The sequence below is a fragment of the Rhodococcus sp. NPDC076796 genome (genome assembly GCF_040702765.1).
Lineage (GTDB): Bacteria > Actinomycetota > Actinomycetes > Mycobacteriales > Mycobacteriaceae > Rhodococcoides.
This window is the reverse complement of record NZ_JBFBMS010000002.1, coordinates 988,495-1,008,827: the sequence shown is the minus strand read 5'-3', so window position 1 is coordinate 1,008,827 and position 20,333 is coordinate 988,495. Positions and strand designations below refer to the sequence as shown.

Annotated in this window: 25 protein-coding genes; 10 read left to right on the top strand and 15 right to left on the bottom strand. The window is 61.9% G+C overall.

Annotated features, from left to right (window positions below):
* Positions 1-45 precede the first annotated feature (45 nt).
* Positions 46-489: a MarR family winged helix-turn-helix transcriptional regulator gene (locus AB0366_RS10135; RefSeq protein ID WP_366243739.1), complete on the top strand. Its 444-nt coding sequence runs from the start codon at positions 46-48 to the stop codon at positions 487-489.
* A gap of 102 nt (positions 490-591) precedes the next feature.
* Here AB0366_RS10135 and AB0366_RS10130 read toward each other — a convergent pair whose 3' ends face one another.
* The 3 genes from AB0366_RS10130 to AB0366_RS10120 all read right to left on the bottom strand — a co-directional run bounded on the left by AB0366_RS10130 (position 592) and on the right by AB0366_RS10120 (position 3,054).
* The gene (locus AB0366_RS10130; RefSeq protein ID WP_366243737.1) at positions 592-1,086 is read right to left on the bottom strand and encodes a hypothetical protein; all 495 of its coding nucleotides are present in this window, start codon (positions 1,084-1,086) and stop codon (positions 592-594) included.
* Between the two features lie 139 nt (positions 1,087-1,225).
* On the bottom strand, positions 1,226-2,095 hold the full coding sequence (locus tag AB0366_RS10125) for a helix-turn-helix domain-containing protein (protein WP_366243735.1): 870 nt from the start codon (positions 2,093-2,095) through the stop codon (positions 1,226-1,228).
* Positions 2,096-2,184: 89 nt separating this feature from the next.
* Complete coding sequence (locus AB0366_RS10120; protein WP_366243733.1) at positions 2,185-3,054, bottom strand: helix-turn-helix transcriptional regulator; 870 nt, start codon at positions 3,052-3,054, stop codon at positions 2,185-2,187.
* A gap of 129 nt (positions 3,055-3,183) precedes the next feature.
* Between AB0366_RS10120 and AB0366_RS10115 the strand changes: the two genes are divergently transcribed.
* Positions 3,184-4,257 (top strand): aldo/keto reductase, encoded by a 1,074-nt coding sequence (locus AB0366_RS10115; RefSeq protein WP_366243731.1) that lies wholly within the window; start codon positions 3,184-3,186, stop codon positions 4,255-4,257.
* Between the two features lie 12 nt (positions 4,258-4,269).
* Here the strand turns inward: AB0366_RS10115 and AB0366_RS10110 are convergent, their stop codons facing one another.
* Both AB0366_RS10110 and AB0366_RS10105 read right to left on the bottom strand, forming a co-directional pair.
* Entirely contained in the window at positions 4,270-4,731 is a 462-nt protein-coding gene (locus AB0366_RS10110; protein ID WP_347871368.1) for a GNAT family N-acetyltransferase, read from the bottom strand.
* A complete protein-coding gene (locus AB0366_RS10105; RefSeq protein WP_347871369.1) occupies positions 4,728-5,111 on the bottom strand; it encodes a cupin domain-containing protein in 384 nt (127 codons plus the stop codon). Before AB0366_RS10105 ends, AB0366_RS10110 begins: the two co-directional genes overlap by 4 nt.
* A 248-nt stretch (positions 5,112-5,359) precedes the next feature.
* Between AB0366_RS10105 and AB0366_RS10100 the strand changes: the two genes are divergently transcribed.
* The gene (locus AB0366_RS10100; protein WP_347871370.1) at positions 5,360-6,085 is read left to right on the top strand and encodes a haloacid dehalogenase type II; all 726 of its coding nucleotides are present in this window, start codon (positions 5,360-5,362) and stop codon (positions 6,083-6,085) included.
* Positions 6,086-6,219: 134 nt separating this feature from the next.
* On the opposite strand, the gene AB0366_RS10095 is transcribed toward AB0366_RS10100, so the two are convergent.
* The 3 genes from AB0366_RS10095 to AB0366_RS10085 are packed head-to-tail and all read right to left on the bottom strand — an operon-like array spanning position 6,220 to position 8,304.
* Entirely contained in the window at positions 6,220-6,645 is a 426-nt protein-coding gene (locus tag AB0366_RS10095; protein WP_347871371.1) for a hypothetical protein, read from the bottom strand.
* A 50-nt stretch (positions 6,646-6,695) separates the two neighbouring features.
* Positions 6,696-7,145 carry a hypothetical protein gene (locus AB0366_RS10090; protein ID WP_347871372.1) on the bottom strand — a complete coding sequence of 150 codons (450 nt, stop codon included), beginning with the start codon at positions 7,143-7,145 and terminating at the stop codon, positions 6,696-6,698.
* Between the two features lie 34 nt (positions 7,146-7,179).
* Entirely contained in the window at positions 7,180-8,304 is a 1,125-nt protein-coding gene (locus AB0366_RS10085) for a Cmx/CmrA family chloramphenicol efflux MFS transporter (RefSeq protein ID WP_347871373.1), read from the bottom strand.
* A gap of 217 nt (positions 8,305-8,521) precedes the next feature.
* Between AB0366_RS10085 and AB0366_RS10080 the strand changes: the two genes are divergently transcribed.
* A complete protein-coding gene (locus AB0366_RS10080; RefSeq protein WP_347871374.1) occupies positions 8,522-9,184 on the top strand; it encodes a hypothetical protein in 663 nt (220 codons plus the stop codon).
* Positions 9,185-9,190: 6 nt separating this feature from the next.
* Here the strand turns inward: AB0366_RS10080 and AB0366_RS10075 are convergent, their stop codons facing one another.
* The 3 genes from AB0366_RS10075 to AB0366_RS10065 form a co-directional block, all read right to left on the bottom strand.
* Entirely contained in the window at positions 9,191-9,403 is a 213-nt protein-coding gene (locus AB0366_RS10075; protein ID WP_347871375.1) for an oxidoreductase, read from the bottom strand.
* Between the two features lie 16 nt (positions 9,404-9,419).
* Positions 9,420-10,490, bottom strand: a complete 1,071-nt coding sequence (gene mraY, locus AB0366_RS10070; protein ID WP_366243729.1) for a phospho-N-acetylmuramoyl-pentapeptide-transferase — start codon at positions 10,488-10,490, stop codon at positions 9,420-9,422.
* A 117-nt stretch (positions 10,491-10,607) separates the two neighbouring features.
* Positions 10,608-11,432 carry a helix-turn-helix transcriptional regulator gene (locus AB0366_RS10065; protein WP_366243727.1) on the bottom strand — a complete coding sequence of 275 codons (825 nt, stop codon included), beginning with the start codon at positions 11,430-11,432 and terminating at the stop codon, positions 10,608-10,610.
* 45 nt (positions 11,433-11,477) lie between these two features.
* Here AB0366_RS10065 and AB0366_RS10060 point away from each other — a divergent pair, with 45 nt between their 5' ends.
* Entirely contained in the window at positions 11,478-11,855 is a 378-nt protein-coding gene (locus AB0366_RS10060) for a VOC family protein (RefSeq protein ID WP_366243725.1), read from the top strand.
* A complete protein-coding gene (locus AB0366_RS10055) occupies positions 11,836-12,261 on the top strand; it encodes a VOC family protein (RefSeq protein ID WP_366243723.1) in 426 nt (141 codons plus the stop codon). Before AB0366_RS10060 ends, AB0366_RS10055 begins: the two co-directional genes overlap by 20 nt.
* Before the next feature lie 4 nt (positions 12,262-12,265).
* Here AB0366_RS10055 and AB0366_RS10050 read toward each other — a convergent pair whose 3' ends face one another.
* The 3 genes from AB0366_RS10050 to AB0366_RS10040 all read right to left on the bottom strand — a co-directional run bounded on the left by AB0366_RS10050 (position 12,266) and on the right by AB0366_RS10040 (position 13,867).
* Positions 12,266-12,790, bottom strand: a complete 525-nt coding sequence (locus tag AB0366_RS10050) for a DUF664 domain-containing protein (RefSeq protein ID WP_366243722.1) — start codon at positions 12,788-12,790, stop codon at positions 12,266-12,268.
* A gap of 4 nt (positions 12,791-12,794) precedes the next feature.
* Entirely contained in the window at positions 12,795-13,148 is a 354-nt protein-coding gene (locus tag AB0366_RS10045; protein ID WP_366243721.1) for a PLD nuclease N-terminal domain-containing protein, read from the bottom strand.
* Positions 13,149-13,249: 101 nt separating this feature from the next.
* On the bottom strand, positions 13,250-13,867 hold the full coding sequence (locus tag AB0366_RS10040; protein WP_366243720.1) for a LysE/ArgO family amino acid transporter: 618 nt from the start codon (positions 13,865-13,867) through the stop codon (positions 13,250-13,252).
* A gap of 75 nt (positions 13,868-13,942) precedes the next feature.
* On the opposite strand from AB0366_RS10040, the gene AB0366_RS10035 reads away from it, so the two are divergent.
* The gene (locus tag AB0366_RS10035) at positions 13,943-14,797 is read left to right on the top strand and encodes a LysR family transcriptional regulator ArgP (protein ID WP_366243718.1); all 855 of its coding nucleotides are present in this window, start codon (positions 13,943-13,945) and stop codon (positions 14,795-14,797) included.
* 1 nt (position 14,798) lies between these two features.
* On the opposite strand, the gene AB0366_RS10030 is transcribed toward AB0366_RS10035, so the two are convergent.
* The gene (locus AB0366_RS10030) at positions 14,799-15,203 is read right to left on the bottom strand and encodes a hypothetical protein (protein ID WP_366243717.1); all 405 of its coding nucleotides are present in this window, start codon (positions 15,201-15,203) and stop codon (positions 14,799-14,801) included.
* Between the two features lie 321 nt (positions 15,204-15,524).
* Between AB0366_RS10030 and AB0366_RS10025 the strand changes: the two genes are divergently transcribed.
* Genes AB0366_RS10025 through AB0366_RS10015 form a run of 3 tightly spaced genes read left to right on the top strand, consistent with a single transcriptional unit; the run spans position 15,525 to position 20,259 of the window.
* A complete protein-coding gene (locus tag AB0366_RS10025; RefSeq protein WP_176458186.1) occupies positions 15,525-16,529 on the top strand; it encodes a DUF559 domain-containing protein in 1,005 nt (334 codons plus the stop codon).
* The gene (locus tag AB0366_RS10020; protein WP_094611331.1) at positions 16,526-17,134 is read left to right on the top strand and encodes a hypothetical protein; all 609 of its coding nucleotides are present in this window, start codon (positions 16,526-16,528) and stop codon (positions 17,132-17,134) included. Before AB0366_RS10025 ends, AB0366_RS10020 begins: the two co-directional genes overlap by 4 nt.
* Positions 17,131-20,259 carry a DUF87 domain-containing protein gene (locus tag AB0366_RS10015; protein ID WP_366243716.1) on the top strand — a complete coding sequence of 1,043 codons (3,129 nt, stop codon included), beginning with the start codon at positions 17,131-17,133 and terminating at the stop codon, positions 20,257-20,259. Before AB0366_RS10020 ends, AB0366_RS10015 begins: the two co-directional genes overlap by 4 nt.
* Positions 20,260-20,333: the final 74 nt, after the last annotated feature.

Below are 20,333 nucleotides of genomic sequence, written 5' to 3'. Positions count from 1 at the left end.
ACAAAACTATGTTTGCGGCAAAACTACATGTGAGATCATCGAACGATGCACTCCTCCGCAATCGAACTCGGGCGACAACTGGGGCCGCTGCGACGCTCGCTGCTCCGCGCGACCCGCGAGGCCGCGGACTTGCCGGACCTCCCCGACTCGCACATCGAAGTGATGAGGGCCCTCGCCGACAAGCCGTCGATGAGCCCCGGTGTCCTCGCCGCACATCTCAACCTCGCTCGCTCCACCGTCAGCAACCTGATCAAGGCAATGGTCGACGCGGGTCTCGTCGAACGATCGATCTCGTCGAACGACCTCCGGGGAGCCAACCTGACGGCGTCGCCGAAGGCCCTCCGTCTCCTCACCGAATACGACGCAGTCAGCTCACAGGTGCTATCGGACGCACTCGACGAGCTGACCGACGACAGCCGTCGAGCACTCTCTGCGGCAATCCCTGCTTTGACCGACATCACGGAGATTCTCTCCCGCCGATCGTCTTGAGCTCTCGGCTCGGTCAACCGAAGTCCACTCGATGCGACATTGACTGCCGAAAAGTCCACTGAATGTCACATCGAGTGCCTTCCGGGTACGCCGTCGGTGGTGTCAGGCAACAGAGTCCATGTCGCGCACCAATCGAGGTGTGCGCAGCTGACGGACACTCGAAAACCAACTGCGTGCGGGATAAGAAAGTCTGACGACGAAGTAGTTGACGAACTCGATGACCCCGAAGAGCCACACCGCGACGACGGCGAGCGCCGCACCGATCCCGGCGGGAAACCATACGATGATGCCCACCAACCCGGCAGCCAGCAACGCGACGTCGAGGGTTCGACATACCCGGTACACCCCGCGGAGGAAGGCGGGCATCGGGTTGTGTTCTACCCAGGAACGCGCCAGCAGCCAGTACAAACCCGCTTGTACGAGCACGATCAGCAACGGGACAAGGGCGGACCACAACGCGAGACGGTCCTGCTGGTCGTCGAGCCTCGGTATCGCCATGGTGAGGGCGACCGTCAGGAAGACACCTGCTGCGGCAAGCTCGCCGAGCCCCAGCGACAGATATCGCCGACGCAGCGCCTCGCGTCGGCCGGCCCACATGCCTCCACACTATCGAGGGCAGTGCGTTGGGCAACCGCTCGCAGTCCACTCGATGTGACATTGACCCCCAAAAAGGCCACTGAATGTCACATTGAGTGGCCATGGAAGGCCGGGAGGGGAGGGAAGGAATGAGGGACGGCTATCGAGTTCGTTGGACTGGAATCCAGAGTTCTCCCGCTCCCGAGGTCCAGTCGGGCGAGGCTTCGGTGACGGACAGGATTTCCGGTCCCGGGATCACTTCGTAGGGGTTGGAGGGGAACCATTCGCTGAATGCGTCCGCCCAGAGTTGTTGGAGTGCGGGGGCGAGTGCGGTGTCGCTGCTCGTCTCGAATACCGCCCAGGTCGATGCGGCCACGGCGAGGGTGTCCCAGTCGGATGTTCCAGCCAAAGTGCTTGCAACTGCGAAGTAGTAGTCGAAGAGGCTGCCGTCTTCGCGTTCGGGCTCGAACCCGTCGCTGACGAAGAGGATGTCGGGGAGTTCGGGCAGGTCGGCGAGTTCGCGCAACTTTTCGCCGGTTCCGGGGGCGAGGCTTCGGTGGAATTCGGTCATGGCGGTGTTCTCGCCGTGAAACCGGAGTGGGATTCGGGTGGTTCTGCCGACGATGTGAAATGCGGGCAGGTCGGTGATGCGGTATCGCATGGTGCTTCGTCCTTCTATGGTCAGGTGAAATGTCACTGCTTGTCTGGAACTGAGGATGGCTCCGGGTCGGCGTGCTCGGGATGGTGTGATGCCGTGGAGGTCTCGGAAGGCGCGGGTGAATGCGTCTGCGGTGTACCCGTATTTGCTCGCAACGTCGAGTACGCCCTGTCCGTCGAGAATGTCCGCTGCTGCCAGTGTCATTCGGCGTTGTCGGATGTAGTGCGACAGCGGTAGTCCAGCCAGTGCAGAGAACACGCGTCGGAAGTGGTACTCCGATGTGAGGGTGATCCGAGCGAGCTCGCTCGGATCGATCTCGCGGTCGAGATTGTTCTCGATGTAGTCGAGTGCTGCGTTCCATCGTTCGAGCATCTGCCGGTGACCTTCCCTTTGTTCTGCCCGAAACGATAGGAGCACTGCACCGACGGAGTCTCGACTTTGCGTGCCGCGAAAGGTCGGATTCAGATCGTGCGCAGGTGCCGCTGCTTTCGATGAGAACGCAACCGGCCGAGTTCGTCCAGCGCAGAACGAGATTGCGCATCTGCAGGCCGGTAGACGATCAACCGTAGGTCCGGGTCGCCGAGTGGGGTGAGGACATCGAATGTCACGGTCACCGGTCCGACGCGCGGATGGTTCATGGGCTTGTCTCCCCGGCTGCGTACCGACACTTCTCGGGACTGCCAGTAGCGGGAGAATTCTGCGCTGCCTCGCTCGAGTTCGTCGATCAAGGCCGCGAGTTCGGCGTCGTGTGAATGGTTCACCCAGGCGGCACGCAGGTCGGCAACTGCACCGCGGACCACATCGTCGCGCGCTTCGTAGAAGCCGTCGAACCGGCTGTCCAGGAAACACATTCGTAGAACATTCCGCTCCGACGCCGGACGTTCGTCGATGTCGAGAAGCAGCGCGGCCATGGTCTCGTTCGCGGCGAGGATGTCGAGTCGATGGTTGAGCACCATCGCCGGCAGCGGACCGATGTCGTCGATCAACGCTCCGATGCCGGCGGGCACCTGCTGGGTGGCGGGTCGCTCGGGTACGCGATGACCTGCGAGGGTGAACATGTAGCCGGTCTGATCAGCGGACAGTTTCAGTGCATTGGACAGTGACTGCACCACTTGGGCGGATGGCCGAACATCACGTGCCTGCTCGAGCCGTACGAGATAGTCGACGCTCACACCTGCCAGCGTTGCGACCTCCTCACGTCTCAGACCGGGCGTGCGTGAAGCTCCTATCCGAGGTGGCAGGCCGACGTCCGACGGCGCGAGCGCCTCGCGTCGGGCACGCAGAAATTCGGCCAGCTCGTGCCGACCTCGCTGCGGTGGCGTCGTATTCACTCATCCAGGGTAGGCCAGTTCAGCGTGATCAGCCTGGTATCGCGCATCCCAGGAAGAACACATCCTTCCCGCTGCTCTACGCATCTGTGACCGTGATCGAGGTAGACGAATCGAGGAGGGGGACAGGACATGACGCGCATGGACGACTATCGATTGCTCGGACGCTCGGGACTGCGGGTATCACCATTGTCGTTGGGAACCATGACATTCGGCGACGCCTGGGGGTGGGGTGCCGACGAGAAGGACTCGAAACGCATCTTCGACGCGTATCTCGATGCCGGGGGAAACATGGTCGATACCGCCAACATCTACACCGACGGCCAATCGGAACGGTATCTCGGCGAGTTTCTCCGTGGCCGACGTGACTCGGTCGTCGTCGCGACCAAGTATGCGGCGACGCGTGATCCTTCGGATCCCAATGCCGGCGGGGGCGGCAGAAAGAGTCTTCGAGGATCCGTCGAAGCTAGCCTGAAAAATCTCGGGACGGACTACATCGATCTGCTGTACCTGCACGCGTGGGACGGTGTGACGCCGGGCGAGGAGGTCATCGCATCGCTCGGCGATCTGGTCCGCTCGGGAAAGGTTCTCTATCTGGGCATTTCGGATACACCGGCATGGGAGGTCGCGCGCATGCAGACCCTTGCCGACGTCAGGGGCCGGCCGTCGTTCGCGGCCCTTCAGGTGGAATACAGCCTGATCGAAAGAACCACCGAACGCGAATTGCTCCCCATGGCAGCAGATCTGGGGCTCGGCGTGATTCCCTGGGCACCGCTCGGCGGCGGAGTGCTGACCGGAAAATACACCGCCGCAGACCTCGTGACTCCGGGTTCCGATGCACCGGCCGGAACTCGACGCGATCATGCGAAGGCGAACAAAACGCTGAACACGCGGGGGCTCGCAATCGCGGACGCCGTCGTCGAGGTCGCTCGCCAAATCGGCGTGACTCCTGCTCAGGTGGCTCTGGCGTGGACGCTTCGGCATCCGTCCGTCGTCAGCTCGTTGATCGGCGCGCGCACTCCGAAACAGTTGCAGCAGAACATCTCTGCCCTCGACGTCACCTTCGACGAATCCCACCTCGACACACTGCACGCAGCCAGCGATATCGACCTCGGGTTCCCGCACGAGTTTCTGACGCGACCGATGGTGCGCGGCGTCACCACAGGCCATACCACGGTTCGACCCCGTCCCATCAGGGCCTGGTGAACCGAGTAATGGCTACTTCGGAGGGGACCGAAAGATCATGGGATCACCGTCGTCGACGAGGGTGAACCCGGCACTCTCGAGCACCCGACGCGAGGCACTGTTTGCCCGATACACCTGCGCGGCCATCGGGAGACCATCCGTGTGATCCTGCGCAAGGTCGAGCAGTTCGCCGGCGTAGCCACGACCCCATTGGGCCGGATGCACCCAGTACCCGACCTCGATGTGGTCCGATCGTCGAATCAGGCTGAGCAAGCCGACGGGGTGTCGATCCTCGTCGGTGCCGATGAACCACCTCGGTACGTCCGGCGCTCGGGTGTCCTCCGCGTTCAGTGCGTTCGCAAACCGCCCATCGAAATAGCCTCTACTCCAGGGTTTTCCATCGCCTACCCATCGAACGACATCGGAGTCCGAAGCCATCGAAAAGAGGAAGTCGGCGTCGGACGGCACAGCAGGGCGCAGCTGTAGCCGCGTCACAACTCGTGGACCTGGGACGTCATCTCCCCACCCACATCCCCGGTGTTGACGGTGCCCGATCGCTCGAACAGTAGAGCGGAGACTTCCTCGACGGCTTTGGGGCAGTGTTCGACGCCCGCTGGGACCACGAACACGTCTCCGGGGCCGAGAACGACATCGCGGTCGCGAAGCTGGATGGTGAGTTCTCCGCTGTGGACGAAGAACATCTCGTCGGTGTCGGGGTGTGTGTGCCAGACGAATTCCCCGAGCAACTTGACGACTTTGACGTCATAGTCGTTGACGCTGACGAGTCGGTGAGGCTGCCAGGGCTTCTCGATCTTGCTCAGGGCGTCGTCGACATTGCGCTCGAGGCTGCCGGTACTGCCGTTGTCGATGCTCATCGGGCTGCCCTTCGTCGGTCGAGTCGTCTCGGTGAATTCTACCCGGGTGGTTTCCCGCCACGGTGAACAGCTCGATGCGCTCTGTTGCGCAATAAGTTTGATCGGCTATCGGTCAGCGTGCGGTCCAGCCGTGGCAGCGTCAGTCGGACGGTCGCGGCAGACGAAGGGCAGTAGGCTGCTCATGACCTGGAGACGGTATCGGCACGAAGAGTCGGCCGCCATCGAATTTCGCAAGGAGGCTCGGCCACATGAATCTCGCCGACTACGACGTCCTGAGCTTCGATTGCTACGGAACGCTGATCGATTGGGAAGCCGGCATCCTCGAGGTGCTCAGGCCATGGGCGCAGCAGGCCGGTTCGCCATTGTCCGATGACGAGCTTCTCGAGCTGCACGGCGTCAACGAAGCTCAGGCGCAGCGGGATTCACCCACTGCGCTGTACCCTCGGATACTTGCCGACGCGTTCGTGCGGACCGGCGACACCCTGGGAATACCTGTCTCGGCCGAGTGGGCGGACAAGCTCGGGGCTTCCGTTCCTGACTGGCCGGCATTCGAGGACTCGGCCGACGCGTTGTCGTCCCTCGGCGAGAGCTACAAGCTCGTCATCCTGTCCAATGTGCATCGCGACGGCTTCGCAGGTAGCAACCGCCGGCTCGGCGTGCAGTTCGATGCCATCGTCACCGCCGAGGACGTCAAGGCCTACAAACCGGCCGACAACCACTTCGACGCGCTCGACGGAGTCCTCGAGACACTGGGCGTTCCACGATCGCGACTACTCCATGTTGCGCAGAGCCTGTTCCACGATCACGTGCCGGCGAAACGGCACGGCATCACTTCGGTGTGGATCGATCGGCGGCACGATCGCCCCGGATGGGGAGCAACGCCGGAGCCGTCCGAGGAATACAGTGTCGACTTCGAGTTCCCGAGCATGGCCGCATTTGCAGCAGCGGCCCGCGAGGCCCGCTCGAATGCGTAAGGTCTCCACACTGATCGGTTTCCCACTCGAGCGCATCGAGTCGATCAGCAGAGCGCCGCGTCGAGTGAAGTACGCGTTCGTCGCCGGCAGTTAACAGTACTCGGTTGCCTTGGGCCGCGGACGAAATCCTGACTTCAGGGCTGTTGTCCGCGAACTGAATTCGAGCGTGAACGGAGCAGAATCAGAACGCCGAGACCCGCCAGTACGACGAGTTGTCCCAATACAACCGGTGCGGGAAGGAGCAGCAGATCCCAACCCGACGCCGACGGCCTCGTCGACCATATGACGACGGCGACTACTCCGACGGTGGTTGCAAGGTGGCCGATGGCCATGAGTACGAAGGGAAGCTTCCGGGTCGAAGAACGAACCAGCATGCCGAGACCGACCAGAGCACCGAGAAGCGACGCAACGATGGCGACCACGGCCGGTAGGACGACCATGATCTCGAAAAGCGGCCCGGTCTCGATGATTCCGATCGTCGCCAGCTGCGCTGCGGCGTACAAGGCGATCGACGCCGAGCAGACAACCGAGATGGTCGAGATACCAACGAGTGCTCGCACAGCCGACAGTCTCACACACGAGGGCGGAGGCGACCCGACGCGCCTGATCGTCACCAATGCCAGGCGTCGCCTCCGACGTTCCGGATTGTTCGTTGCAGGACTTCGATGGTGGTCACGAAGTCTGCCGCACTGATGCCGTTCATTCGCTCCTCCTGCAGCATGGTCTGGAGATCGGCTGCGCGCCGGAAAGTGTCACGACCGTCCGGGGTGAACTTCAGACGCGAATTCGATTCCACGATCCAACCTTTGGAACGCGCGGAGTCGATGGCCTCGACAATTGCTTCCGGGGTGTCGTTGTGCCCGATCTTCTCGATCGTCTCGGCGCGATCGGCTCCCGCGGGATGCAGTGAGATCTGGTGTAGGAGCCACCATTCGGGTTGTGTGACGCCGATTTCGTGGAGCGCACCGCGGGTCCGGGCTCGAATGGCTTCCCCGGCTCGCGCGGTCCAGAACCCGATCGGCTGAAGCTCGGGCGGTTGCATCGGTCTGCTCGTTGTCATGAAGTAGACCCTAAAACCTGAACCGAGCTTCAGGTCAAGACCGAGTCAGGATCAGCGCCACTGCCACCAATGCAGCGCTGACGGCGAGTGGTCCAACCGTGCCGAGGGTGGAGCCGTATGCCCATCCGCCGAGGGCCGGGCCTGCGGCCGCACCGACATTCAGGCTCGCTGTTGCGAATGAGCCCGACATGGTCGGTGCGTGGACTGCTGTCCGCATCACCTGACCGACCAGGGTGCTTCCTAGGGCGAACGACAAACCGCCTTGAACGAACGCAATCAGTAGAACAGCCGTCGGCAACTGCGCCAGGAGCACGAAGCAGCACCAGCCGCCGAGAAGTGTCAGGCCGCCGAGCGACACGATCCGGGAGGCGTATCGGTCCGCGTACTTCCCAGCGGCCCACACTCCGCACAGAGCGCCGCCTCCGAAAAGTGCAAGCACCAGGGGAACCGATGCCGGACGCAATTCTGTGCGTTCGGTGACGATCGGAGCCAGGTAAGTGAACGAACAGAATGTGGCACCGTTGATCAGAGCACAGAGAGCGAGGACGCGGATCAGCGAACGCTTCTGCAAGACAGCGCATTCGGTGGTCAGCGAGATGTCTGCTCGATGGGTCCGGCGGTCAGGTGCGGCGATGGCCACGGCGATCAACGCGGGTGCCGAGAGCAACGCTATTGCCCACAGAGCCGCGCGCCAGTCGAGAAGTGTTCCGACCAACGTGCCGGCCGGTACGCCGAGAACCAGTGCGAGTGTTGTGCCGGCGAGGATCATTGCGACTGCCCGCGAGATCCGGTCGGGTGTCACCAACGCCGTGACCGTCGCCAAGGTGACCGCAAGGAAGCCCGCGTTGGCGAATGCTGCGACGATCCGGGAAACGAACAGGACCGCGTAACTTGTTGTCGTTGCACCGATCACGTGCATGGCAATGAAGACAACCAAGAAGGCAGTCAAGGCGAGACGGGGTGGTAGGCGTCGTGTGGCAACAGCCATCGTGGGGGCACCGACGATCATGCCGACGGCGAAGGCCGATGTCAGCAACCCCGCTGAGGGCACAGTGGTGTCGAGGTCGGCGGCGATGTCGGGCAGCAGACCGGCCAGCAGGAACTCGGAAGTCCCCTGGGCGAAAACTGCAGTGGCAAGCAAGAATACGAGCGGTGGCATGAATGTGCTCCGAATGTGCGACGGGTCCTGGACAGTTGGACCGGCACACGGGTGCTCACCGAGTGGTTCGTAGTCGAGCGCGTCTGGCTTCTCGAGCTACCGGGGTGCCGGTAGCTCTGATCTGGATGCCTCGGGTGAACTCACCGACACACCGTAACGCGAGTTCTCCTCCGATGCCACCGAGTTCCCTTCGGATCTCGTGGGTAGAGTCCCGACCGTGGACATCCCATCAGGGAAGAAGCTGGTCGCCGTGCTCGCCGCTGTCGGTGCCTCGACAGGCGGTGCCGCAGCGGTGGTCTGGCATGTCGCCGTAGCCGATCCGCAGGAGCTGGGTGTGACCAACATTCGGCCGAGTTGGTTCCCGATGACGCTCTATCTCGTCGCAGCGGGACTGGCGGTGGGTCTGGTGGTGGCCTCGTTTCTGGTCGATTCGGGTCTGCGAATCGTCCAGGATCGCCAGCGCAGCCGCGTCCACCTGTTCGCATTGTTGATCGTCGTGGGTGCGGCACTGGGAGCGGGCAGTGCACTCGCCTGGACGCATTGGCCACCGGAACCAACCGAAGCCGTGTCGAATTGGTCGTGGGCGCATCCGTTGAGTATCGAGATCAACTCGCCTCCTGCAGCCGACTTTCCGTCCGAGCGGTTCGGCATCGCAACCGGCGGTATCAGCGGGATGACAACGAATTCGGACGACACCTATACCCAGAACCTGTATCGCTTCGTCACCACCGAGGACACGTCTTTCCACCCCACCATTGGCAACCCGTGGCTGGTGTTTCCGATCGGTGGAGTAGCGATTGCCGCGTTGGCCGCATTGACGTTGTCGCTGCGGGACTTCCGCCTGACAGTGGTGTCGCGCTCGGATCAGGGTGCTGTGTGACGAGCCTTATTCGTCAGTGCGCAGTTGGTCGACCAAGGTGAACAGTCGTCCCAGGTAGTCGCTGTGGAAGACCTCCGTCGCACGGATTTTGGCGTCCCCGTCGAGACCGAATTGAAGGTTGACGAGTTCGACCCCGATGGCGACGCGTCGAGCATCGAGATTTTCCAGCTCGGCGGCGAGTGCGTCGACCTTGGCAACCGGAGACAGTTCGTCAGTCATCCCAGAATCGTAGAGGTCAGCCGACGGCCGCGAGGAATTCGCTGTAGAACAACCCCAGCCCCAGTGCCGACGCGATGGCAGCGAACAGCCACAGTCGGATGATGACCGTTGTTTCCGCCCAGCCTGCCAGCTCGAAATGGTGGTGGATCGGTGCCATTCGGAACGGCCGTTTTCCGGTGCTCTTGAATGACGCGACCTGGATGACGACGGACGCAACTTCGGCCACGAACAGGGCTCCGAAGACGAGGGCGATCAGCTCGGTCTTGCTGACGATCGACAGGCCTGCGAGCAGTCCGCCGAGGGCGAGGGAGCCGGTGTCGCCCATGAAGATCTTGGCCGGAGCGGCGTTCCACCAGAGGAATCCGATGCAGGCACCGGCGGCCGCGGCGCAGACGACGGCGAGGTCGAGCGGATCGCGCACTTGGTAGCACCCGGCGACGGAGTTGGTGGCGCAGGATTGCCGGTACTGCCAGAACGTCATCACCGTGTACGCGCCGAGGACGAGCGTCATCGACCCCGCCGCCAAACCGTCGAGACCGTCGGTGAGGTTGACCGCGTTGGACCACGCGACGACGAGGAAGACACAGAACAGCACGAAGACGATCGGGGCCATGGTGAAGAACGTGGATTGGCGTACCAGCGACAGCTCGACATTGCCCGGAGTCAGCCCGTTCCCATTGCGGAACTGCAGCGCCAGCACGGCGAAGATCACCGCCGCACTGATCTGCCCGACGTACTTGCCGGTCGCCTTGAGTCCGAGGCTCCGTTTCATGCGGAGCTTGATGTAGTCGTCGAGGAATCCGACGACTCCGAGTGCCGTCGCGAGACCGAGAATCAGCAGCGCGGACGCCGACGGCCCGTCACCACCCATTGCCACGAGGTGGGAGCCGAGGTAACCGGCCCACAGGCCGACGATGATCGCGACGCCGCCCATCGTCGGCGTTCCTCGCTTGGCGTGGTGACTTGCCGGACCTTCGACGCGGATCTCCTGGCCGAATCCCTGCCGGGTGAACAGCGCGATGAGAAATGGAGTCAACAGAATCGAGACCGCCAACGCGATTCCACCGGCGACGAGAATGTTGATCATGCGTTGAAGCCCACTCTTCCTCTGTGCTGCTGTTCCTCACCGAGATGCTTCTCGAGCACCGCGGGATACTGTGCCAAACGAATCGGCAAAAGTCGCATTGCGTGACGAAGGCGTTACTCAGGGTTGGTACGCGCTCGGCGGCATTCCGACCAATTCGGTGAACTCCCGAGTGAAGTGAGCCTGGTCGAACCAGCCGTATCGCGCGGCCAGGTCTGCCAGCGGACCCGAGTAACCGTTGTCCAGCTGGCTGAGGGCGTCGTGAATCCGATAGCGCCCGAGTACCCACTTGGGCGTCGCGCCGACATAACGCTCGAACAGCCGTTGCAGTCGACGAGTGCCGATGCCGCACCGCTGCTCCACCTGTGCGACGCGAACCAGCGTCCGGTCACGCAGCATCGTCGCGATGATGCCCAGGACGGTCTCGTACTCCGGTTCCACGTCACGGGCGTAGGGCGCGAGAGCCGAGTCGACGACGGTTCGGCAGTGGTCGGCATCGAGATGTCCACCCAGCTCGGCCAGTGCAGCGACGGTCTCGGACCGGAACGGGGTCGGTGGCGCGACCGAGACGTCGCGCAGGGTTCTTGCCACGGTTCCGGTGAAACTCGCGTAGCCGCCGGGCCGGAACTTGACGCCGAAGACCCACCCGGACTCGGCGAGAACGACGTCGAAACGGCGCGTGAGCACCCCCGTCACGACCACCGGCTCGACGACGCCCTCGCGGGTCCAACCGTGTTCGACGCTCAACGTGCAGGCCGGGTGGGGGAGCGTCGAGCTGCTGTGAGACGTGCCCGACGGCAGAGTCCACTGCAGCTGCCAGTAGTTCTCGACCCACGGTTCCAGGGATGTGGCACACGGCAGCCGTCGAAGGTCGACGAATTTCGCCAGCTGATCGGGCCGCAGGACACCGGACTGGGTGGTTGTCGCGTTTTTCCTATCCGGCACGCGCGTCAGTGTAGGAGTCTGGTCCGACACAAGGAGGAGAACATCATGACCGAGACACCCGTTGCCACCCTGAAGATGGTCACCCTGGATTGCGCAGACCCCGAGGTCAGCGCCGCGTTCTGGTCGTCGCTGTTGGGTTGGAGCGTCGTCCATGCGGAGAAGGACTACGCGATGCTTCAAGGGCCGAGCAGTGCGCTCGGATTCGGTCGCATCGACGACTATCGGCCTCCGGCCTGGCCCAATGCCAACGGCAGCAAGCAGTTTCACTTCGATCTTGCGGTCGAGGATCTCGACGCCGCGGCGAGTGCGGCAGTGAATCTGGGTGCGACGCTGCCCGAGGACCAGCCGGGCGAGACATGGCGGGTAATGCTCGACCCGTCAGGGCATCCCTTCTGTCTGACGAATGCCGCGAACTGGGGCTGACAGGTCTAACCTTCTTCCCGTGAACCCTCGCCTCGCAGGAATCGAAATCATTGTCGCCGACATGGCCGCAGCTCTGGCGTTCTACCGTGTTCTGGGACTGGACATTCCGGCCACTGCCGATGCCGAGCAGCATGTGGAAGTGGACCTCGGCGGCGTTCGCTTGTTGTTCGATCTCCCGTCGACCATCACCTCGTTCGATCCGACGTGGACGCCGCCCAGCGGCGGTCACCGCGTTGCGCTCGCCTTCGACTGCGGTACCCCCGACGGGGTCGACGCCGCATGGGTAGCGGTGACCGCGGCGGGGTACACCGGTCACCTGCAGCCCTGGGATGCGTTCTGGGGTCAGCGTTATGCCGTCGTGCACGACCCCGACGGCACCACCGTCGATCTGTACGCGAACGTCTGAGGCGTCAGCTCTCGGGCTCTTCGCCTGTCGGCCCGCCGGCGAGTTCGACGGCGACGTCGAGATGACCGATGTGGCGGGCGTATTCCTGGAGTACATGGAAGCAGATCCAGATCAGTGTCGGCCTCTCCTCGGTGAATCGCCCACCGAGAGTGGCCAATTCGTCCATCCGGTGTGAGCTCAGTACCTCGTCGGTGAGGCGGGCACCGTCCTCGAGCCTGCGCAGCAGGGTCTCGGCGTCCACATCGTCCGGCACATGCCACGACCCGTCCTTCTGGTCACCGAACGGTGCGTCGACTGCGCGGGCGAGGAATCCCCAGACGAACCAGCGCTGCTCCATGTGCACCAGGTGGGTGAGCATCTGCAGTGGGGTCCACTCGGACGGCACTGTCGTGGAGTTCAGGGCATCCTCGCTCAGCGCAGTGATGCGTCGAACGAGCTCGTTGCGGTAGAACGCCAGGTACTCGCGAACCAATTCGGCGGGATCGGAGAGGGCGGAGTTCGGTTCGGGAAAGACGGTCAGCTTGGCCATGATCTCAATCGTTCTTGCGCTGCTCGCGGGCGATGCGGCGCTGTTCCTCGGCACGGGCGCGGCAGCGGCGTAGGAATTCCTCGTCGCTCTCCTGCGATTGGGCTACGGCGCGTCCGGGTCTTGCGTCGTATTCGGGGTAGGCCGACGCGGTACGTGGTGCGCCGCTGCCACCCCAGATGCCGCCGTTCTCGGGCCTGCCGACGAGGAGCCACGCAATCGACCCGGCGAGCGGCAGAACGATGACGAGCAGCAGCCAGACGATCTTCGGGAGGTGGCGAATTCCCGAGTCGTCGGCGGTGATGACGTCGATCAAGCAGAAGATCGACAGCAGCATGATCAGCAGGCCGAGGTACGGCACGGAAATCCTCCAGGGTTGTCAGACCATGCGGTCGGTCTTTCGCGACTATCAGATCACTCGTTGTACTGCGGATCAAGTGCTCCGGACGTCAATGTCGTGGTTCAGCCGAAAACCAGCAGCGCAGCCAGGGTCAGCATCATCACTCCGATGCCGAGGTCGAGTACTCGCCACGCCGTGGGCCTCGCGAACAGCGGGCTGAGCACCCGAGAGCCGTAGCCGAGCGCGGTGAACCACAGGATGCTGCCCAGCATCGCGCCGGCGGCGAACCACCACCGCAGGTCACCCGGCTGACGGTTTCCGATCGACCCGAGAAACACCACGGTGTCGAGGTAGACGTGCGGGTTGAGCCAGGTGAGAGCCAGGCAAGTGGCGACGGCTGCGATCAGTGAACCGCCACCGTGCGCTTCCGCGGTCATGGTGGACGGCGTTCGGGCGCGGTTCAACGCCAGCAGCCCGTAGACGAGGAGAAACAGAGCACCGAGGACGGTCACGACCCGCAGGGCGACGGGAAACCGGTCCACGAGAACGCCGATTCCTGCCACGCCGGCCAGGATGAGAACCGCGTCGGACAGCGCGCACACTGCCACCACGGCCAGTACGTGGGCTCGTTGCAGTCCCTTGCGCAGCACGAACGCGTTCTGCGCTCCGATGGCGACGATGAGGGAGAGTCCGACGCCCAGTCCGGTGAGGGTCGATTGTGCGGCGGCAAGCGAGGTCATGACGGCAACGCTAGGAGCGAGTGGAAATTAGGTCCAGCGAATGAATTTCAGGAATGATTAGCGTAGCTTCATCTGATGGAGATCGAGCAGCTCAGGGCCCTGCGAGCCGTGGTCGACGGCGGGACGTTCGAGGCCGCGGCTCGCGCGCTGTACGTGACGCCGTCGGCGGTGAGTCAGCGCATCAAGTCGCTGGAGCAGTCGCTCGGCCGGACTCTGGTCCAGCGGAGCAAGCCGGTGGTGGCAACCCAATCGGGTGTCGCAGTGCTGCGTTTGGCGCGCCAGATCGACACTCTCACCGAGCAGACTCGGGCAGAACTGAGTGACGACGGTGTCGCTGCGCCCATTTCGATTGCCGTCAATGCGGATTCGATGGCGACCTGGGTATTGCCCGCGCTCGCTCCACTGGCGTCCCAGACGACCTTCGATCTGCATCGACAGGATCAGGACCGGACCGCGCAGTTGCTGCACGACGGGATCGTCTCCGCTGCAATAACATCGGTGGCTGACCCGGTTCGCGGCTGCACCGTTCGACGCCTCGGTGCGATGCGCTACCGGCCGTCGGCCACCCCGGAATTCATCGAACGCTGGTTCGCTGCAGGGGTAACGGCAGAGGCCTTGCGCTCCGCCCCGGTGGTGGTCTTCGATTCCGACGACCGGTTGCAGGACAACTACTTACAGCGATTCGATGTCGACCCACACGAGCCGCCGAGGCACCTGGTGCCGGCCTCTGCCGACTACGCGCGCGCCGTCGACCTGGGATTCGGTTGGGGCATGATTCCCGATCTGCAGGCCCGCGACTCGCTGAAGTGCTTCGACGACAACGGAATCGACGACGTGTTGCTGTACTGGCAGCAATGGTCGCTGTCGTCTGCTGCACTTCAGCGAGCGGCCGATGCCGTGGCAGTGGGCGCCGAGCGAATGCTGCTGTAGGTCACGCGGGGCTGTCGTTCGGGACAATCTCGGGCAGTCCATCGCCGACGGGATCGAGAACGGCCGCCGATCGGGCACCCCACCGCTCGTGAGCCGACTGCCGCGACATTCCGACGGCCTTCCCGATCGTCGCCCACGTTGCACCCTGAACCCGGAGCACCACAACGGTTTCGATGCCGTCCAGGCCCGCTGCCAGTTGCACGCGCAGGCTCAGTAGATGCCACGCGATACTCCGTCGTGCGGGCAGATCGGTCGATTGCTCGGCCTCCCATTCCGATGTGCCCGGCAGCGGACCGGTGCCGATGATCTCGTCTGCGATACGGCCTGCTTCGGTGGCTGCCGCTGTTACGACCGCCCGCGTTGCAGCGGTGACATCTGCCTCGGTTGCGAGGGTGATGGGATCCATGGACTACCTCCTGTGTCAGGCACAGCCTGACGACAGTACGCGGAGATGTCAAGGAAAGCCTGACACGGATCCGCCCCTAGTCCTCATACCCCTAGGAGGAAGCTTTGACTGCACGTCGCCCCACTGGGCGTCTCCCGATTGCTCAGACGCAAGGTGCGCCAATACAACCAACTGAATGACTTGACATGGGTCGGCATCTACTGCGGGCGCTCACCTGGTCTGATCCACACGTACAGTCAGCCACCATGCCGGATCGCTGCCCCCACATAGCCGATCCATTGCCATCGAATGTGTGCGGGAGGCCTACGTAATTTGCTAGCCGTGAGTTGGTCGCAGCTACCCCTTGATAAGCCCATTCAGCTATCTGGCAACAGTTTTGATGCTCTGGAGCGGGCGCTTGACCCCCTGCCTGAAGATTGTCCGCTGGTGTTCGGCTACAAATCAGACGTCGATGTCGGGTTTCGCAATCTGGTGGGCAACGTCATCGGCCTGCTGGAACAAACCGCTATCGATATGTTTCCAGCCTGGTTGCCTGGGGCCGCCGAACTAGGCGATCTCACTGCTCAGTCGCTCTTGGCTGCCGATGATCTGGCGCGTCGTGAATCGACTCGCACGGGTGCCTTTGCGCCTTATCTGTGTGCACTTACTCGGACTGCATTGGGCTCGCCTTCGTCCACCGCTGGCTTCTCACGTGAGATCCAGACCGAGCAGCTTTCCCGCATCCTGAAGCGAGGATCAGACCGGCCCGGTCTGGCCTTGCTAGTGCACGTCGAGGGTGAAGGACCTGCGGGTCGCGACCTCGAACTTGCAGCCGATTGGCTTTCACGCCACGGCCGTATGGGTGTGTGGATGACCGACAGTGTGGTCGAGCGATTTACTCAGTGGGAGTTGAGGATTCCTGAATCAACGACGACAGCGAGGCCGCCGCAGCCCCCGGGACGTTCTGTCCCGAAGTCTGGTTCACCGCGCGCCGACAGTGATGTCGAGTGCATCTTGGAAGAAGCACTGTCCAAGGAGCTGTGGGCCTACGACCGGGAGTGGAACAAAACCCTGAGAGTGGGGACACAGCTCACTTCACCCATTCGGGTCGACCTGGTGTGGCAGGACAGTGCCTTGGTCATCGAGATCGACGGGGACGAGCATCGTGCAGTGGGCAAGTACGCTTCAGACCGCAAACGTGACAACATGCTCCAACTCCGCGGATACGTGACACTGCGTTACACCAACGGCCAAGTTTTGCATGACCTGACTGCGGTTCTCGACCAGATCCGTACTGCAGTCGCTTTACTCCGCAACCCGCGAACAGTGAGGAATTACACCGGATGAGTACCGCCGACCTGACTCAAAACGAAATCCTGGTCTTGCTTGTTCTGATGTCGGAAGATCGGGTAGTCAAGAATGCCGATCTGAAGAACTTCGGCCCAGTACTCGACGCTGGCAGCAGGACAAAACTGGTAAGGCTTGGACTGATCGAATCTGCGAAACCGAATCGGTTCATCGAGTTGACGCTGACGGCCAAAGGCTGGGAGTACTGCACCAACCTCTTCGTCGCGGATGCTCCCGATGGTTCGAACCCGGCAACCCGTGTCTTGTTTACCGTGCTCCGAGGTGTCGAGCGCTTTTTGGAGCCGAGAGGGCTCGTTGCGGCACAGCTGTTCGGTCGAACTTCGATCGAGAAAAGAATTCGAGCAGCATACGAGGCGCTCGCATCCCGGCCCGGCGCTTGGGTTGGTTTGCGAGCACTCCGCGAAGCTCTGTCTGATGTTGACCGAGAGAGCCTCGATACAGCACTTGTCGAGTTACAGCAGCATGAAGGGGTCAGCCTGATCCCCGAAGAGAACCAAAAAACGTTGACTGACGAAGACCGCCTTGCCGCCGTTCTTGTTGGCACTCAGCTCACCCATCTTCTCGCGATCGAGCCAACGCGATGAACCGTGACCAGCGGCGTGCTCTTGAGTCCATCCGGCTCGACTGGGCAACGACGCCCGATGATATTTGGGAGTCGCAATCCGACGTGCACGTCGGCGGTCTGCACGAGCATGCCTATCGCGAGGTCATGGCGGCTTTCGGCGATACCGAACTCACCCGGACAAAGAGCCCTCTGGGGGTAGTGATTCCAGGTCCCGCAGGTGCGGGCAAGACACACCTGCTCGGCGAGATCCGTGCCAGTGTGCAAGAACAGCGTGGGTATTTCTTCCTCGTGGACATGCTCAGCGGAGAGCGGTTTTGGTCGACGATCTTGAACACGGTCCTCGAGGACTTCAGTCGCCCCGTTGTGCAGACCCAGCGATCGCAGCTCCAGGAAATGCTGTGGCGTCTTTCGGAACAGGCAGCAATACCGGAGGGTGAGCGGGCACCTATTGTCGGTCAAGCGCCGTTGGACAAAGAACAACTCGACACATTCGTTGCAGCAGTCTTCAAGGTGCATGCTAAGTATCGTCGGCGAGCGCAGAACACCCTTCGTGCGCTTGTGCTGGCAGCGGCGGAGGACCAGGACGTCAACGATCTCGGCTACATCTTTCTACAGCCTCACGAGACGGACAGTTCAGTTCTCGAATCATTGAAGCCGTGGGGCATACAGCGGGTAACCATGACGGATCAAGATGTGGTGGAAAGCATCTCGCAATTGCTAGCGCTCACAGGTCCTTCGGTCATGGCGGTAGACCAGATCGATACGGTTATTGGCAGCTCGACCAAGTCGACCGGACAGGATGCGGCAAGTTCGGAGGATCAGGCGCTGGAAGGGTTTGCACATGGGTTGATGTCGATGCGGCAGAACCTTCACAGGACTGTCACCGTGGTTGCCTGCTTACCCGCCGCCTGGACGCAGATCGAGACTCGGGCTACGGCAACTGTTCGCGACAGATTCCGGGAGGCAACGCCTCTGCAAAGGATTCCAAACCCTGAATTCGCTCGAACGATGGTCGAACATCGTTTTCAGACGTGCTTCCGAAAGGTCGGATACGACGCTCCGTCAGCGACTTGGCCCGTGGCGGGTGCTGCGTTTGGTGAGGCGAAAAACTACACGCCTCGTTCACTACTGCAGAATATCGACAAACATATTCGCCATTGTCTGAATACTGACACTGTGACGGAAATGCTGACTCTTGCGTTCGTGAACAAGGCACCCAACGATGGGGAGGTGTCGAATCCTGATCCTGGTCCGGACTTGACGGACCGGGCTCTCGTTGAATTGGATGAAGAATTCAAGGCTTTAAAGGACGCAGCCGACATCGCGGACGTTCTGGATGACAAGAAGCAGGATTCGGCGTTTCCCCCGCTTTTGTTGTCCGGGTTCCGTGTCCTGGTGCAGCAGTCGACCCGATCGGATCAGACGTGGAGCCCGGACGCCGTCCCTAGCAACAAACCGTCAGTGCACGGCCGGATCAGCCGCACTGATGACGCGGATCAAGAGACGCACCAGTGGTACTTCCGCGTTGTGACGACGGCAAGCCCGACCAGCGCGACCAGTAAGATTCAGAAGGCCAGTGACTACGCAAACCTAGACCAGCGCTTACCTAGCCGAACTGTCGTGTTGCTGAGAAACGATCGGTGGCCCTCGGGTCCGAAGACGGCTCAGACAGTATCGGGGTTCCACGACGCCGGAGGACAGACTCGTCCATTTACTGATAGCGACATCAAAATCCTTGTTGCACTCCGTGAACTGTTGGCCGGAGAGAACGTCGACCTTGGTAGATGGATCTCGTCGCGTAAGCCCGCTTCCGCAGTAAGCTTCTTCAGCGATCTGATTACTACGGTGGAGTCGAAGGATGACTCGATAGGATCCAACGGGTCCAAGCCAACGGTGCCAGTCGAGGAACCGCAGTTGGAGGGTCGGATTGTAGTAGGTCAGACGTCGTCGGGCGCTTCCATCGAATTGCCTCTCAGTGCACTCCGAAAGCACACGGCAATCTTCGCGGGGTCGGGGTCCGGGAAGACCGTTCTGATCCGTCGCATCGTGGAAGAGTGCGCGCTTCAGGGCGTGTCGTCAATCATTATTGATTCGAATAACGACCTTGCGCGGCTGAGCCAACCGTGGCCATCAGGCTCGACAGTGCATGACAGCGAAGATATCGATAAAAGGAGGATGTTCTTCGAGTCCGCAGACGTCAAAGTCTGGACTCCGAACCGGTCGTCAGGGCGTCCGTTGATGTTCCATCCGTTACCAGATTTCGCCGCAATCAGGGACGATAACGAGCTCTTCAAGAGTGCCGTCGAGTCTGCTTACGCCGCGCTCTCCCCACGCTCTGCGACTGGGACCTCAAACAGGGCCGTTCACGGTCGTGCTGTCCTAAAAGACGCCCTCCGCTGGTTTGGTCGCGGTAGCTCGGGCAGCCTCAATGACTTTATTGAGCTTCTATCCGACCTGCCGGACGATGTAAGCGCTCTCGATGACGCAGGAACCCTGGCAAGAGGGCTCGCCCAGAATCTGAAGGCACAAATCGCCATTGATCCTATGTTCGGCGAGTCCGGAACACCCGCCGACCCCGGCGAACTTCTCACGCCTGCTCCAGGATTCAAGGCGAGGGTCTCGATAATCAATCTTGCCGGCCTTCAGTCGGATGTGCAGCGAGAAGGATTTGTCAATCAGTTAGAAATGGCCTTGTTCTCGTGGTTGCGGAAGAACCCCTCGGAAAAGCCGCTGGGAGGCTTGCTTGTGATCGACGAGGCCCAGAACTTCGTCCCGGCTGGCAAACAGAAAATTAGCTCGGAAAGCACGATCGCACTTATATCGCAGGCGCGGAAGTATGGTCTGGGTATGGTCTTTGCGACCCAGGCCCCCAAGGGGCTGGACAACAAGATTCCAGGTAATGCCTCAACGCAATTCTTCGGTAAGTTGACCGCTCCCGCTCAAACACAGGCAGCGGAGGAAGTTGCCAAGTCCAGACAGAGTTCGATGGACGGGATCGGTAGGCTCCCGGCGGGCACGTTCTTCGCATCCGTCGAAGGGGTGGATGGCGGGCGGTTCAAGAAGATAAAGACACCGATGTGTCTGACCCATCACGCTGCAAGCGCGCCAACCGAAGACGATGTAATCGAGATGGCCCGCCAGTAGAGTGAGTGTTGAACCTCTCTACTGCGTGGCGCGTGGGAATCGGTGTTCAATTATCGGAAGCTTCTACCTTCCGG